17 protein-coding genes are annotated in these 14,593 nt (G+C 65.7%); 11 read left to right on the top strand and 6 right to left on the bottom strand.

What is annotated here, in order from left to right:
• The first annotated feature begins 30 nt into the window (after nt 1-30).
• Nucleotides 31-3,168: a DEAD/DEAH box helicase gene (locus ABB07_RS23980; RefSeq protein WP_208903592.1), complete on the top strand. Its 3,138-nt coding sequence runs from the start codon at nt 31-33 to the stop codon at nt 3,166-3,168.
• 22 nt (nt 3,169-3,190) lie between these two features.
• Here ABB07_RS23980 and ABB07_RS23975 read toward each other — a convergent pair whose 3' ends face one another.
• Nucleotides 3,191-3,835 carry an ATP-binding protein gene (locus tag ABB07_RS23975; protein ID WP_208900635.1) on the bottom strand — a complete coding sequence of 215 codons (645 nt, stop codon included), beginning with the start codon at nt 3,833-3,835 and terminating at the stop codon, nt 3,191-3,193.
• Nucleotides 3,836-4,048: 213 nt separating this feature from the next.
• On the opposite strand from ABB07_RS23975, the gene ABB07_RS23970 reads away from it, so the two are divergent.
• The 3 genes from ABB07_RS23970 (at nt 4,049) to ABB07_RS23960 (ending at nt 6,022) form a co-directional block, all read left to right on the top strand.
• Complete coding sequence (locus tag ABB07_RS23970; protein WP_208903591.1) at nt 4,049-4,894, top strand: helix-turn-helix domain-containing protein; 846 nt, start codon at nt 4,049-4,051, stop codon at nt 4,892-4,894.
• Nucleotides 4,894-5,124 carry a DUF397 domain-containing protein gene (locus ABB07_RS23965; RefSeq protein WP_208900634.1) on the top strand — a complete coding sequence of 77 codons (231 nt, stop codon included), beginning with the start codon at nt 4,894-4,896 and terminating at the stop codon, nt 5,122-5,124. Before ABB07_RS23970 ends, ABB07_RS23965 begins: the two co-directional genes overlap by 1 nt.
• Nucleotides 5,125-5,248: 124 nt before the next feature.
• Complete coding sequence (locus ABB07_RS23960) at nt 5,249-6,022, top strand: DUF4367 domain-containing protein (RefSeq protein ID WP_244189489.1); 774 nt, start codon at nt 5,249-5,251, stop codon at nt 6,020-6,022.
• A 217-nt stretch (nt 6,023-6,239) separates the two neighbouring features.
• On the opposite strand, the gene ABB07_RS23955 is transcribed toward ABB07_RS23960, so the two are convergent.
• The 3 genes from ABB07_RS23955 to ABB07_RS23945 all read right to left on the bottom strand — a co-directional run bounded on the left by ABB07_RS23955 (nt 6,240) and on the right by ABB07_RS23945 (nt 8,452).
• Entirely contained in the window at nt 6,240-6,902 is a 663-nt protein-coding gene (locus tag ABB07_RS23955) for an HAD family hydrolase (RefSeq protein WP_208900633.1), read from the bottom strand.
• 156 nt (nt 6,903-7,058) lie between these two features.
• Entirely contained in the window at nt 7,059-7,907 is an 849-nt protein-coding gene (locus tag ABB07_RS23950; protein WP_208900632.1) for a helix-turn-helix domain-containing protein, read from the bottom strand.
• 20 nt (nt 7,908-7,927) lie between these two features.
• Entirely contained in the window at nt 7,928-8,452 is a 525-nt protein-coding gene (locus ABB07_RS23945) for a DUF6879 family protein (protein ID WP_208900631.1), read from the bottom strand.
• A gap of 738 nt (nt 8,453-9,190) precedes the next feature.
• Here ABB07_RS23945 and ABB07_RS23940 point away from each other — a divergent pair.
• From ABB07_RS23940 to ABB07_RS23915, 6 genes are all read left to right on the top strand, one after another.
• The gene (locus ABB07_RS23940) at nt 9,191-9,430 is read left to right on the top strand and encodes a DUF397 domain-containing protein (RefSeq protein WP_208900630.1); all 240 of its coding nucleotides are present in this window, start codon (nt 9,191-9,193) and stop codon (nt 9,428-9,430) included.
• 219 nt (nt 9,431-9,649) lie between these two features.
• The gene (locus tag ABB07_RS23935; protein WP_244189488.1) at nt 9,650-10,015 is read left to right on the top strand and encodes a hypothetical protein; all 366 of its coding nucleotides are present in this window, start codon (nt 9,650-9,652) and stop codon (nt 10,013-10,015) included.
• A gap of 16 nt (nt 10,016-10,031) precedes the next feature.
• Complete coding sequence (locus tag ABB07_RS23930; protein WP_208900628.1) at nt 10,032-10,934, top strand: JmjC domain-containing protein; 903 nt, start codon at nt 10,032-10,034, stop codon at nt 10,932-10,934.
• A gap of 362 nt (nt 10,935-11,296) precedes the next feature.
• Entirely contained in the window at nt 11,297-11,437 is a 141-nt protein-coding gene (locus ABB07_RS41785) for a hypothetical protein (RefSeq protein ID WP_341845898.1), read from the top strand.
• Nucleotides 11,438-11,440: 3 nt separating this feature from the next.
• Nucleotides 11,441-12,013, top strand: coding sequence for a DUF6879 family protein (locus ABB07_RS23920; protein WP_244189487.1), 573 nt, complete (start codon nt 11,441-11,443; stop codon nt 12,011-12,013).
• Nucleotides 12,014-12,445: 432 nt separating this feature from the next.
• Complete coding sequence (locus ABB07_RS23915; protein WP_208900627.1) at nt 12,446-12,721, top strand: hypothetical protein; 276 nt, start codon at nt 12,446-12,448, stop codon at nt 12,719-12,721.
• A 274-nt stretch (nt 12,722-12,995) separates the two neighbouring features.
• On the opposite strand, the gene ABB07_RS23910 is transcribed toward ABB07_RS23915, so the two are convergent.
• Nucleotides 12,996-13,448 (bottom strand): DUF2267 domain-containing protein, encoded by a 453-nt coding sequence (locus ABB07_RS23910; RefSeq protein WP_208900626.1) that lies wholly within the window; start codon nt 13,446-13,448, stop codon nt 12,996-12,998.
• A gap of 213 nt (nt 13,449-13,661) precedes the next feature.
• Entirely contained in the window at nt 13,662-14,087 is a 426-nt protein-coding gene (locus tag ABB07_RS23905) for an Hsp20/alpha crystallin family protein (RefSeq protein WP_208900625.1), read from the bottom strand.
• 189 nt (nt 14,088-14,276) lie between these two features.
• Between ABB07_RS23905 and ABB07_RS23900 the strand changes: the two genes are divergently transcribed.
• Nucleotides 14,277-14,579, top strand: coding sequence for a hypothetical protein (locus ABB07_RS23900; RefSeq protein WP_208900624.1), 303 nt, complete (start codon nt 14,277-14,279; stop codon nt 14,577-14,579).
• The last annotated feature ends 14 nt before the right edge of the window (nt 14,580-14,593 follow it).

Raw genomic sequence — 14,593 nt, 5'->3', positions numbered from 1 at the left:
GGGATCAGGGGGGCAGCCGTGGCAGAACCGATGAGCCGATTGGAGCCGATCGCTGGCGTCTACGAGAAGCTGATCACGGACGACGTACGTGACGAGTTGGAGCGATTCGAGGCGGCTGGCTGGAAAGCCATTGACGCCGAGGTCAGCTCAGAGTCCGCTCCCCACGTCCTGGCTCGCTACATCGGTGAAGCTGTCGGCCAAAGGCTGGCTCAAGTTCCCGCGGAGGACCGCGTCAAGGTCGCGAACCGCATCCTCGAGGCACTGACCGCGACAAACACTCCGAAATCGAGCGATGCCGACTCTGTCAGTTCCATCATCGAAGGTCCGCGACAGCTTCTCACTCTCGCGCGGCAGGAGGCTCCCGGTGTATACGCCCTACGCCCCTTGACGCCTCTGTCCGAGACGTCGCTCATCACCAACTCCCCAGAGGACCTCAACCTCGGTTCCGAGCTCAGGGCAGAGCTGGCTACGGCAGACCGCATCGACCTGCTGTGCGCTTTCGTGAAGTGGTATGGCATTCGCGTCCTGGAGGACTCGCTGCGCGCCGCGAGGGAGCGGGGCGTGCCGATACGCGTCATAACGACCACCTACATCGGCGCCACTGACCGTCACGCGCTCGACCGCTTGGTCCGGGACTTCGGTGCCACGGTCAAGGTCAACTACGAGACCCGTTCCACTCGACTGCACGCGAAAGCCTGGCTGTTCAGGCGCAGGACGGGCTTCGATACGGCGTACGTCGGCAGCTCCAATCTTTCGAAGGCGGCGCTGCTCGATGGGCTGGAGTGGAACGTCCGCCTGTCGTCCGTCGCGACACCCGCCGTACTGAACAAGTTCGAGGCGACCTTCGACGCGTACTGGAACGACACCGCCTTCGAGACATACGACCCCGACCTCCACAGTGCACGCCTAGATGAAGCGCTGGCCCAGGCGAGCGGCACCAACGCCAGCACGGACCTGAAGATCAGCCTCTCTGGTCTCGAGGTTCGCCCCTATCCGCACCAGCGGGACATGCTGGAGCGGCTCACCGTCGAGCGGGAGCTCCGCGGGCGGCATCGAAACCTTCTGGTCGCGGCGACCGGCACCGGCAAGACGGTGATGGCAGCCCTCGACTACCGCAGTCTGAGCCGCCAGTCGGAGGGTGGCCGACCGAGGCTGCTGTTCGTGGCGCACCGAAAGGAGATCCTCAAGCAGTCGCTGCGTACCTACCGTGAGGTGCTGGACGATGCATCCTTCGGAGAGCTGCTCCACGCAGGGCAGGATCCACGCGAGTGGAACCACGTCTTCGCCAGCGTCCAATCGCTCAACGTCCAGCGCCTTGAGCAACTCGCGCCGGATCACTTCGACATCATCGTCATCGACGAGTTCCACCACGCAACCGCCGCCACCTACCGACGCGTGATCGACCACTTCACGCCGAAGGAACTGCTGGGCCTGACGGCCACCCCTGAGCGGATGGACGGACTGAACGTCCAGGACGAATTTTTCGAGGGCCGGATCGCGGCTGAGATGCGGCTCTGGGAAGCCCTGGAGAACGACCTGCTCTGCCCCTTCCACTACTTCGGCATGCCCGATGGGACGGATCTGACAAATCTCGGCTGGCAGAAGGGTTCGTACGCCGACCAGGAGCTCGGGAACCTCTACACAGGCAACCACGCGCGTGCCCGGATCGTCGTGAAGCAGATCCGGGACAAGGTCTCCCACCCTGGCGCCATGCGAGCGCTGGGCTTCTGCGTGACCAAGGCACACGCCCACTTCATGGCGGACTTCTTTCGAGAGGCCGGCTTCCAGGCAGTGGCGCTCGACAGTGACTCACCCGCTGAAGTGCGCTCCCAGGCGTTGTCCGACCTTCGCGACGGAAAGCTCCAAGTCATCTTCTCCGTCGACCTGTTCAACGAGGGCCTCGACATCCCTGACGTAGACACGCTGCTCCTTCTGCGCCCCACCAACAGCGCCACCGTGTTCCTCCAGCAGTTGGGTCGAGGACTGCGGCGCACCGAAACGAAGCCAGTCCTCACCGTCCTCGACTTCATCGGTCAGCACCGGGCCGAGTTCCGCTTCGAGGAGCAGTTCCGAGCTCTGACCAATCTGTCGCGGAACCGACTCCTCGACCACATCGAGCACGATTTCCCCCAGCTGCCGTCCGGCTGCCAGATCATCCTGGAAGGCAAGTCGAAGGACCTCGTCATCGACAACATCCGGACTCAGCTGGGTGCCACGGTGAAGACACTGATAAAGGAGGTCCGGGCTTACGGCACTCCGCGCCTCTCCACTTACCTTCGGGAGAGCCGCCGGGAGATCAAGGAGCTGTACAAGAGCGACAACTCCTGGACGACCGTGCTGCGGCGAGCCCGCCTGATCGATGAGCCCGTGCCCTCTGGCGAGGCCGCACTTCTGAAGCGTGTCCACGCCTTCCTGCACGTGGATGACCCGGAGCGCGCGGAGGCCTACCTTCGCCTCCTTCAGGATGACGCTCCGCCGTACGAGGACCTCGAACCCACTGACCAGTCGTTCGCCCGCATGCTGTTCTTCAATCTCTGGGACAACGCAGGTGGCTTCACCAGTTTCCAGGAGGGCCTGGATTCGCTGCGGGACCAGAGGGTGTTTCGAGACGAGCTACGGCAGGTGATCTCACACGTCATCGAGCAGGCCGATCACGTCCCCATCTCACTCTCCGGCCCCCTCAGCCATGTCCCGCTGAAGGTTCACAGCGCCTACAACCGCTCCGAGATCCTCGCCGCCCTCGGCGTGGCTCGCTTCGGCGGTCAGATGCCCCGCTCCTTCGCGCAGGGTGTGCAATGGGTTGAGGAACTCAAAACCGACGCACTTCTCATCACGCTGGAGAAGGACGAGAAGGATTTCTCGCCCACCATCCGGTACAGGGACTACGCGTTGAGCCCGACGCTCTTCCACTGGGAGTCCCAGAACTCAACGGCCGCGAACTCGCCCACGGGCCTGCGCTACCAGCAACACAAGGCACGCGGCAGCCACGTCCTGCTGTTCATGCGGCGCTACAAGAACACGGACATAGGCAAGTCCCAGCCCTGGATGCTGCTCGGCCCAGCAACCTACGAAGGACACTCCGGCAGCAAGCCGATGGCGATCACCTGGCGCCTGAAGCACGAACTACCGGCCGACGTGTGGACGTACTCGGCGATCACTGGGAGCTGACCCCCGCTACCCGTTCAGCGGCTTACAAGTCGGCTTCGAAGTGGATCTGGGCCCGCTCCAACGCCTCGTCCGGGTCCCGGCCGTGAGCACCGAACCAGTGCAGGAGGTCGGCGATCACATTGATCGCCGCCTCTTCCGCCACTGCAGCGCCCAGCCGGCCAAGCGTCGCCCCTGAGGGCAACTTCGCAACGTCGGCGTAGAACGCGAGAACGTTGGTGGCCCGAGTGACGCTACTGCCTGTGGTGTGCCCGTCGGCCGCGTTGAGGTTCGTGCGGAGCTCGCACCAGGTCGCCTTGCGTCCGGGGGCAAGGTCAACGCCCCATCGGTCGGTGATGGCCTCGATGAGGGCCATCCCCCGCCCTGTTTCGGCATCCGCGTCTACGTCTGTCAGCGTCGGAAGTGCCCGAGGGTCGGGGTCATGGACTTCGATACGCAGGCGCGTGCCGCTCATTGATACGGCGAGCGTGGTCGGAGTGCCGGGACCTACGTGCTTGATGACGTTGGCCACGAGCTCGCTGACGCAGAGTTGCGCGGCTTCGCTGAGCTCCTGCAACCCCCAGCGTCCAAGGTGAAGCCGCAGGAGCCGTCGCAGTGCGGCAACTTCTTCCGCCTCAGCCAGGAACGGCAGCTTCCACGCCCTTCGTGGCATACAACCCGTGCAGTCCATGACTTGCTCCGCTCCTTCGCTCACGTTACCCGTGACGCCCTGTGCGCCAAGTAACCTCACAGCAACTAAGAGTTGCAGTGAGACTTCCAAAATGGAACTCTCATCTGGCTCGAAGAGGAGCGCAAGACGGGCAACGCGCCCCGGCGCGCACCACCTTGCAGTCCTCCAGACGGATGGGGACGATCTACCGCATGGACAGGAAGGGCCGTGGGCATGGCAGTTGGACCGACGACTCGTAGGCGCCAACTAGGCGCTGATCTCCGCCGACTCCGTGAGTTGAAAGAGCTGACCTTGGAGGAGGCGGGCGCTCGCGTCGGCATCTCGAAGGCGACACTGAGCCGCTACGAGACGAAGGAAGGCACCGTCAAGTGGCCGGTGGTCGACGCTCTCTGCCGCGAGTACGACGCCACAGACGAGGAGCGCTCGGCACTGATTGAGCTAGCCAAGGGCGCAAAGATCCAGGGCTGGTGGCGTTCCCTGGCCGACCCCATCCCCGAGTCGATGAACCTCATGCTGACCTTGGAGGACGAGGTCGTACGAGAGGACCACTACGCGTGCATGTACATCCCCGGCCTACTTCAGACCCGGGCGTACGCCGAAGCCGTACACCGGGCTTCGGAGGTGCAGTGCCCGGAGCGGGAGGTTCAGCACATGGTCGATATCCGCATGAAGCGCCAGGAGTTGCTGGACCGTGCAGAGCCACCGCACATCTGGTGCGTGATCGACGAGGCTGCTATCCGTCGGTTGGTCGGCGGCCGAGAGGTCATGTGTGAGCAGTTGGAACACCTGCTCACACAATCACAGCGGCCCCACATCACAGTCCAGGTACTCCCGTTCGCACGGGGCGCGCACGCAGCGGCTGTAGGCAGCTTCGCCGTGCTGCGCGGGCAAGCTCGAGAACTCGACGTGGTGTACGTGGACCTCATTGGCGGTGGCCTCTTCATGGAGAAGCCGCAGGAACTGGACCGCTATAAGTTGGCGTTCGAGTACCTGAGTGCCCAAGCACTCGACTTCGAGTCGTCAGCCGAGCTCATCGAGCAGATCAGCAAGGAGCCTTGATGGCAGCATCGTCAGACCTTCACTGGTTCAAGTCCACTTACAGCGGCGGCAGCGGGACCGAATGCGTGGAGTGCGCATACACCAGTACTGGGACATTCATACGCGATTCAAAGCGAAGGGCCGGCTCGGTGATCCGGGTCCAACCTGTCACGTGGGGCGCCTTCATAGGATTCCTGGCGCCCAAAACTGGCTCTACTACCTCCCGATCTACCAGACGCTGCACGACATGAACGGAACACTTGTCACCGGCTGATATGACGGCGGATGAAGCACCCCACCCGCCCCTTCACCCCTCGGTTCCGCGATCGCAGGCTTACGCCGGCCATCCACCGGAAGACAACGGAGTATGCGACCGTGCCCCTGAAGAACTCCCGACGCTGCCGCCGCGTGGTGTGGGCCGGCGCCGCGTTGGTCTGCCTCGCGGGAGCCGTGACCGGCTGGATGGTTTGGGACGACTCGTACAGTCACGACTCGGCCGTACTGGACGACGTGCTCATGAGCAACCACGGACGTACCCTGACCACCCCTATTGCATGGACGGACTGCGAGGACAGGCCCCGCCTCGAAGCCCACGAATCCGCCCACGGCATCACGCTGGCAATGAAGGAGAAACAGCAGTCGTTGCGGAGCATCAACGATTCGTGCGGCGACACACACGAGGGACTGGCCAGCACCTCTCTCGACAGCCCGGTGGGTGACCGGAAGATCACCGACTCCGTCACCGGGTCGCGCATCATCCCCTTCGACGACGCGCACTTCCCCTATCCCCGATACCTGCCGCCCGGCTTCACTCTTACCGACAAAGTCATCGCGGTGAGCAAGATCGGAAATGCGCCGCCTATCAGGGGTGACAAGCCCACATGGACCTACAGCTACCAACGCAACCTCGGCAAGGGAAAGCAGGCCGGAGCCGTGAGCATCACGGCGGTCACCGGCGAGACCACACCCACACAGGGGACCCTGATATCCGTCAACGGTCATCCCGCCCGGATCCAGAAGACAGGAGGCTCCGGACGGATGCGGACGGCAGTATGGACGCAGAACGGATACACCATCACCGTCTGGGCCGACGACCCGGTCATGACCGACGTCGAGTTTCTACGAATCGCGCAGCGCCTGAGGAACTAGATGTATTGATCACGAGCGCCACCCGCCACAACCACGTCCTCGCCTACCTGCGCGCCCTACTCGTCCTCGTGAGCCTCGAAGTCAACCCCTGACAGACGATCTACCCCACAGACTGCCACCCACGACCAGCATGAGCACCCCGACAGCCCGTCGCACCAGCTCTTTGACCTGCGGCTTCAAGCTGATGGAGGCTCAACCCTTGGCGCTGGCACGTGCGTCAGTCCGTCGAGTCGTTGAAGTTCTTGATCAGCCCGCAGAGTTCCCCGAGACCCTCGACCCTGAAGCTCGGGAGCCTCTCGGCCTCCGCCGAGCTCCACTGGATCGTGGCCCATGGTCCTCGGCGGACCAAGGCGGTGTGCATGCCTGCGGCACCGGCCGGCCGGATGTCGTTGTCGATGCGGTCGCCGACGTAGAGGATTCCGTCCTTGCTGAAGGGGACCGCCTCGGCAAGACGGTGGAAGAAAGCCGGATCCGGCTTGCCGGCGCCCCAGTCGTCCGAGGTTCCGATCAGGTCGACACCATCCGCGAAGAGCTCCCGGAGGATCTTGCCGGCCCGGATCGTCTGGCTGCCTGCGATGCCCAGCCAGAAGCCGTCCGACCGCAGCCTGGTCAGGCTCGGTCGGACGTCTTCGTACAGGTCCTCTTCACCGAACGTCTCCGGCTGCCCGGACGCGGCTCGCTTCTCACCTTCCTCGCACAGATCGAAGCCGGGGCGGAACTCCTGGAATACCTCGCGGTCGTCACGCCCCTGGGCGATGACGGCGCCGAACATCGCATGGAAGGTGTGGCGGGCCACGCCGAGCCAGTCGGCCCGGGTGCCGTACTCCCTGGTTTCGTCTACGCGGCACTCGCCGACGTCGAACACGACGGCAAGAATCATGGGAGCGGCCTAGTAACAGGTCGTCTCCATCCGCGGCGGCCCAGTAGCAGACGGGGGGGGCCAGCAGCCGAAGTTGAGCCGGCGTCCGGACGATCTCAGGGCGAATCGCGCTCACCGCTGCGCTCGGCATGCAACATGAGGCGTCCCGGAACACACTCAGTCAAGGGCCTCGATCGCCTTGGTCATCAGCGCCCGGGCAGTAGCGCCGTGGACTGCGATTGCAGACATCTCTGCGAACGCTTTGAGGTATGTGCGGATCTCCCCGGGCGCCGTGACGTTGATCTCCGCTGTGAGAGTCTCGACGGCCACTTGGGCGTCGTCGAAGGCGTAGAAGGCTTCCAGCGGCCACATGGTTCGCCGCGCCGTGCAGGGGATGATCCCGAGAGACACGTTCGGTCGGGACATGACGTCGAGCATGTACCGGAGCTGATCGGCCATCGCTGCTGTCTCGCAGACCCGGTAGTAGAGCACCGCCTCTTCGAGCAGGAGCGCGAACCGGTGGTTGCCCTCGTGCACGACGCGGGATCGGTTCAGCCGGGCCTGCACGGCGTCGGCCACGTCGTCAGGGGTGCGCTGGAAAGCGGTGATGGCGCGCAGGAGCCCCGTCGCGTACTCGGCGGTCTGGAGCATGCCAGGAACCACGTTCGAGGCGTAGACGCGGAAGTGGGTCGTGCGCTCGTACAGCGGGACAGTCTTCTCGTGGATCTGCCGCATGCCGTCGCGGTGGATCTGTCGCCACTGGACGTACATTGACTCGGCGGTACGGGAGGCGGCGATCAGGTCCGCCGCTTGGTTTTCGGCGTCGCATGCCCGGCACCATGCGCGTATGTCGTCGTCGGAGGGGGCGGTCTTGGCGCGGGCGATGCGGGATGCCTTCGACTTGTGCCAGCCACACCGCTGCGCCAGCTCATGCCCGGTGATCCCCGCGTCCTTCCTCATGTCGTCCAGGCGGACGGCGATGGCCACGCGCGCGGCGTGGGCAGTGGAAAGCGGCGACGAGGGCATGAGCTGGCGTACCGGTCTTCTCAGATGACGTATTTCTCGTGCGGGATGGCCCGCTCCCAGACGGCGTCGAACGCGGCCGAGCACAGCCGGGCCACTGCCGGCTCGTCGGCCTGGTCCGTGTGAACCCAGCGGCCTTCACCGTCGAAGATGTTGAACTGCACGACCCGGCTGTCGAAGAGCCAGAAGTCATTTCCCGGCAGCGCGAGGTCGGAAGCCTGCCGCCTCGGCAGCCAGCGGATCTCCTCGCCAGCGGCGACGTTGGTGAACGTGAAGGAGTGCTCGTATCGGATGTACTCGCTCACCGGTTCCGAGACGATCCGTGCCCGGCGCATGACGACGCCCTTGGCGGTGACCTCCTGGACGAGATCGAGCCAGGGGCGCCACCACGACTCACGGTCGTCGGGGTTGAGAGTGTGGCCCTGCTTCCAGGCCATGAATCCCTCGTCCTCGCCGGGGACCGCGTACGCGTCGCGCATCTCGAGGTGCATGGCGGAGCGCTCGGCTGACCGGATCAGGCTGGCAAAGCTACTCAGGCTTTGCGCCATCAAGTGCCTCCCTCAACAGCGGGATCATGCGCTGCGGTAGCCGGATCACGCCTTCGTGGTCCGGAAGTGGGCTGTCCTGGACAGTCCGGGCGACCGTACCGGCGTCGGCCCTGATGCCCTGGATGACAAGATCCATCGTCTCCTCGTCCACCCACACGGCCGGGCAGCCGTGATCTCCGGACTCTGGATCTTTCCCGACAAACCGTAAATGCATCGCCCCTCCGTCCACCGAGTCGGTTGCTTCCCGTTGCCCGAGCGTCACGGCTCTCCGGCCAGGGCGTCAAGGCAGCGACAGACCACGTGCAACGGCGTGCAACATCGTGGACTGGCTCGTTCCTGGCTTCCTACGGTCGTTGTCAGCGTCAGGAAGAGTCGGGAGCGCTGATGGCCACGAAGTACCCCGGACCCCCCAAGGGCGCCCCATCGACCTGCCAGTGGGGTATCACGCCTGGCTCTTGGACTGTGCTCCCATCGCCGGCTGCGCGACCTGCCAGTCCGAGTCACGGCACCTTCACGAGGCGAAGGCCGCCGGAGACATCACGCAGCCGCAAGGCATGCCACGAACATCCGCGATCACGCCTCCGGGGCCCACTGACGGCGCCGGCACCGACGACTCGGGGGTGGCGGTCGACGCCCACTCCGGCCAATGGCCCTAGAAAGCAATCAGCGTGGGCCAGCAGGTGAAGGACGGCGCGGAGACCGACTCTCCGCACAGCAGTTGCATCAGGAGGACTGTCCATGAGCCGTGACCTCTACTCCCTGTCCACCGACGGCGCCGAGTTCCAGCAGTTCTGCGGCGGCAACCTCCAGGGCGAGCACGAGTCGTGTGTCAGGTTCGCGAAGATCCCCGGCGCGGAGTCGGCTTACGTCCTCACGGACTCCAAGCCGGAGGGCGCCGGCAAGGAGGTCCGCTACAGCGAGACCGAACTCGACACGTTCGTCGTCGGCTACGCCAAGAACAGGGGCCTGAGCCTCTAGTCTGGCCCCCCTCCCCACCACGCACCCGGCGGGCCGTCCTGCACGGCGGGGCGGCCCGCACCTCTCAGAAGGGCGCAAATGACCTGGTCAGGGCACTTTCACGGGTACGGCCCGTGGATCGGGACTCCCGAGAGCTACCACAAGGAAGGCAACCGCCGGCCTCCCCACCCTGACCACCCGGCGCCTCCGGCATCACCCGACGACAAGCAGGCTGAGCGAGTGCTCGCGCGCTATCGCGAGGTCGCGGCCGAATTCCCGACTTCGAACCTGCCGCCCCTGATGACGGGGCACTGGCTGCTGAAGCGCAACCAGACCTCCGCCGGGCGCACATGGACGGATCCGGCAGTGGCGCTGAAGTGGCTGACGAAGCACTACCTCGAAAACCTTCCGTTCGAACGCGAGGACGGAAGGCGGGCGTACGCCGGCCTGGAGACGAAGCGCGAGTACGCGATCGACGTCCTGCCGGTCGGAGTCGATGTGAGCTGGGTGTACTACACACGGTCGGGCAACATCGTCTCGCTCAGCGTCGTGTGCTGCCCAAACCGCCACCACCCCGAGCTGGGGTGTCCGATGCCACCCTCTTGAACTCAAGGACATAGCCGTGTCGCTGCGCTTTTTACTGCCCGAGGATGACGTGACCAGGCTCCTCACCACGTGGCCCGACGAACCGCGCGTCTTCGAGCGTGGCAGGACCGAGCTCGACGAAGCGCTCACCGAGGATCTCCTCGAGGACTATGCCTTCACCGGCTGTGTTCCCGTCCACGAGATCGCGGTCGTGAAGGCCCCCGCACCTTCCCTGAACCAGAACGCATATATGACCAACGGCCGCACCGATGCGGTCAAACTCCGCAAGCTGTACGGCAACGGATACACGATCCGGCTCGGCAACCTTCAGCGGGTCATCCCGTTCTTGGCGACCGTCTCACGTGGCATCCAGAAAGAGAGCGGATTCTCCAACTACATCCATGCCTTCCTTACCCCGCCCGGTAATCAGGGATTACGGCACCACTGGGATCAACAGATGGCTGTGATCGTCCAGGTCCATGGCATCAAGCGCTGGCAGCTTTGGCGCCCGCCCGTCGAGTCTCCCATGAGGGAGTACAACGAATCCTGGCGTGTGTGGCGCCACCATTACATCCCCAACTGGGAAGCGGCGGGGCCGGACTTCGAGATCGACCTCAAGGCCGGACAGTCACTTCTCCTCCCGAGGGGCTGGGTTCACAACCCTCTTGTGGTTGACGAGAACGAGCACAGCGCCCACCTGACGTTCGCCATCCGCGAGCGCACCCCCTTGTGGCTGGCCGAGAAGCTCGTCGCGGACGCGATCGAAGACCCCGAGTTCAGGCGCATCCTCTTGCCAGGCGACGTCACCGGCCCGGCGCTTGTCGATCGCATGCGTGAGGTCCGACGTGCGCTTCACGCGCACCTGGACGGGCTCGACCTCGATGACCTTGTCTCGACCGTTCGACAGGCTGCGCTGACCGAGTTGGAGTACACCACGTAGTTCCCCGGATCCGCGGAAGAAGGAGACCAGGTATGGCCGCTCGGCGCGGCCATCAGAGCTTGCGACGGAATGCCAGGAGGGGCGTTATGACGACGATCGACGGCGAGTCGAGTCCGGGTTCGAGGCCGTGCGTGAGGCATTCGCGGAAAATTCGCCAAGCGCGGGGACAAGGTGCGGCGGTTTGCGTGTACCGGGGCGGGCGGTCGGCCGGTGGTGGACCTGTGGGGCGGTAGCGGATACCGGCACCGGTCGCCCGTAGTCGTCGGACACCCATCAACTGGTCGCCTCGGCCACGAAGGACGCGACTTCGGCGGCAGCACATCCGCTGGTCCAGCGCGGCGCACTCGCCCCCGGGGGCTCCAGTGGCCGAATACTGGCCCGAGTTCGCTGCGACAGGTAAGGCAGAAATTCCGGTCGGCCTATTGCTTTCCCACCAGGCCGGTCTCGTTGCGCTGGACCGGCCGGTACCGCTGACCGAAGAGGTAGGCGCTGAGGAAGGTTGACCCGTGCTCTTGGCCGGTGAGGACTGGCGGAGGACGTTCGACGCCATGCACGAAGAGGCGTGGCGCCTGGAGACTCTGCCCGTCTACCGCGTGCCGCAGGAGGAAGAGGCCGTCCGCCGGTTCCTGGCCGGGGAGCCGGTGACGCGTGAAGCGACGCAGCCCTGGTTCGACCGGGTCAAGGCGTACGTGGCCAGCGGCCGTAATGTCGGGCGCGTACACATCGTCACTCAACCCTTCACCGACTACCTTCGCTTCGAGTTCGAGCACTACCGTCACAACGTCGAAGCCGGCGAGGCGATCCGCATGCTCGACGTGACCGATCGGCCCAACCCCCTCGACGGCGTTGAGGACTTCTGGATGTTCGACCGATCGCGGATCGTACTGATGCACTACGAACCGGACGGGACACAGATCAGCCGGGAAGTCTACGAAGGCGACCTCGTGCCGTATCGGGAGTACCAGCGCAGCGCCCTGGCGGAATCGGTGCCCTTCGAGGAGTACGTGAGGGCGGGCTTGCGGCAGGTAGAAAGTTGCCGTAGGCCGCCCGCTTCTTGCGGCAGTGTCGTGCCTCCGTGAGCCGAGTCAAGGGCCCTCCGTTCCGCTGCGCTCCACTCCGGTGTCGCCTGGCGGCGATGGCTTTGCAGGCCACCCTTGACACGGCTCGCTCCGGTACGGGGAAGAAGCGAGCCGGCGGCCGGGGGAAGGCGGGGGGAGGTTGGCGGACCATCAGGTTCGTTGAATTCGCGCCAGGGCGGAGGGGTGCCTGGGCGAGTTGGGGCCGCGGCTGGTTTCGGGGAAGGGAGTTCGCGGCCGGCGACGACCAGGATTGGGGCGGGCGGCAGTGTGGGGTGGGTGCTTGCGGCAACTTGTGGGGATATTGGGGGGTTGGGATGCGAAGTGGCGGGATCGGCGCGTCGCTGGCGGCGTTGGAGGATTTGCACATAATCTCCGTCACTGAAAGAAGTCGATCTGTTACAGATCGTGTTCACCGAGCGCTATGGAGATGACATGCAAAAGCTTCACAAGGCTGCCGTCCTGGTCGCCGCCCTGGGGAGCGTCGGGCTGCTGGCCTCCGGGACCGCCTACGCCGGCGGTGAGGGCGGTGGGGGCGCCAGTGTGCTGCAGAGTTCCAACTGCAGGTCGCACGACCTCAACGCCGACGTCCTCGGCGAGGTCGGCATCCTCAACGGCGTCCTGGGCAACGCGCTGAACGGCGAGGGCGACCCGGGCGCGCAGGACACGCACATCGGGTCGACGATGGGCTGCAGCAACAGCGCCTTCTAAGAGGCGGTCGGTACCGCCTGACGGCGGAAAGCGGCGGCCGGTCAGCCTTCCGGTGGGCCGGCCGGCTCGCCCCGCCGACGGCAGGGGGAAGGCGTGGTGACCTCACTCGCGCGACGGGCATATCTGGCGAAGGCCGTATGCGCGTGAGGTTGCCACGCCATCCCTGTGGACGAAGAGCGAGGACCACAGGGCAAGGACGACAGAGCAAGGACGACAGAGCGAGTGAGCAAGCCCCCCGCGGCGACGGCTGGTTCCGCGGGGGGCTTGTGTGTGGCTACGCCGTCGGGGCCAGGTCGGCCCGGCCGAAGAGCAGGGCGTAACCCGCGGGGAGTTGGGCGAGGATGCGGGTGGTCAGGGGGTCTCCGATGCGGTCGGCCAGCACGCTGAGGACCGAGCTGGCGTCCCAGCGGGCCGTTGCGGGGGTCGCGCCCTCGATGCGGATGGCGATCGAGTCGACGAACTCCCTTGCCGTCAGGGGGCGGGTCACCGGGATCTGGGACGCGATCACCTGGGCCGCCTGTCTCGGGAGGGCCTGAGCCAGGGCCACCCGTTCCTCACCCGTCACATGGCCGCCCAGGGCCGAGAGGACCGTGCGGGTCACACGTTCCGCCTCCGCCCGCGTCGTGTACTGGCCCGCCTCACGCACCGCCTCCGTCAGTTCTTCCCAGGCCGTGGTGTCGGGCTGCGTGGGGATCGTCGTTCTCGGCTGCGGGGTCGTCACGGTCATCGTGGTGGCTCCTCCTCCGGACGCTTCGGTACATGAGCGGCTCGTCAGTTCGGGGCATCGGACGCCGGTTACCCCGTGACGGCGCTGGTATGAGTGGGTGTCAGGTCGGATCTGCGGGGGCGGCCCGAGTGGGGCGGTGACAGGCGGGCGCGTCCCGGGTCACGTACGTGGCCCGGGACGCGTGGTGCCGTCAGCCGCAGGGCGGCCCGACCGTCAGCCGCTGATCTGCTTACGGTCGCCGGTGCCGCCGCTGATCTGGATCCGGCGCGGCTTGGCCTGTTCGGCCACCGGGATGCGCAGGGTCAGGACACCGGCCTCGTACGACGCGTCGATGCGATCCACGTCGAGGGTCTCGCCGAGGAACAGCTGGCGGGTGAAGGTGCCCGTGGGGCGCTCGGCGACGAGCATCTCCGCGTCCTCGGGGGCCGGGCTGCGGCGCTCGGCGCGGACGTTGAGGACATTGCGCTCGACGTCCAGCTCGATCGTCTCGGGGTCGATGCCGGGCAGGTCGAAGTGGACCAGGAAATCGTCTCCGGCGCGATAGGCGTCCATCGGCATCGCGGCCGGACGCGTGGCGTCGCCCAAGAGCTGCTGGGTGAGCCGATCGAGTTCACGGAAGGGGTCCGTGCGCATGAGCATCACAGGTCACTCCTCTCCTCAGGGACTGGTATGCGATGCCCTACGGCTTCTTATATAACTCTCTGCCGGAAACTTGACAAGACGAGACTCAGGTTAGGAGAGCGCAGTCGGCTGCGCGTTAGCCTCGGGCCAGGCATCCCGCGAAAGCGGGGTGAAGCGGAGAGAAAACAGGAGAAAGAGGAGGCTGTGGTGGCCAGGGTTCCCAGTGCAGTGGTTGCCGCTACCGGGCTCGTCGGTGGCTACGGCGTGGCCCGTTGGACCAAGAAGCGGCAGCTCGGCGGGGCCGTACTGGCCGTCGCCGGGGCCACCGCCGCTCAGCAGTGGCGTGCGCGGGCCGGCGGGAAGGCCGCGGGCGCCCTCACCGCCGCCTATGTCGCCGCGTTCGCCGGGTCGCACCCGCTCGCGAAGAAGGTCGGCGCGTGGCCGTCCGTCCTCGGCGTCGCCGGCGCGGTCGCCCTCGCCTCCTGGGCCGTCGCCGACCGCAAGGCCTGAGCACACCCCAGACC

The organism is Streptomyces incarnatus, from assembly GCF_001027185.1.
GTDB lineage: Bacteria > Actinomycetota > Actinomycetes > Streptomycetales > Streptomycetaceae > Streptomyces > Streptomyces puniciscabiei.
Note: the sequence above shows the minus strand (reverse complement) of the source record. Positions and strands in the feature narration are given on the sequence as shown.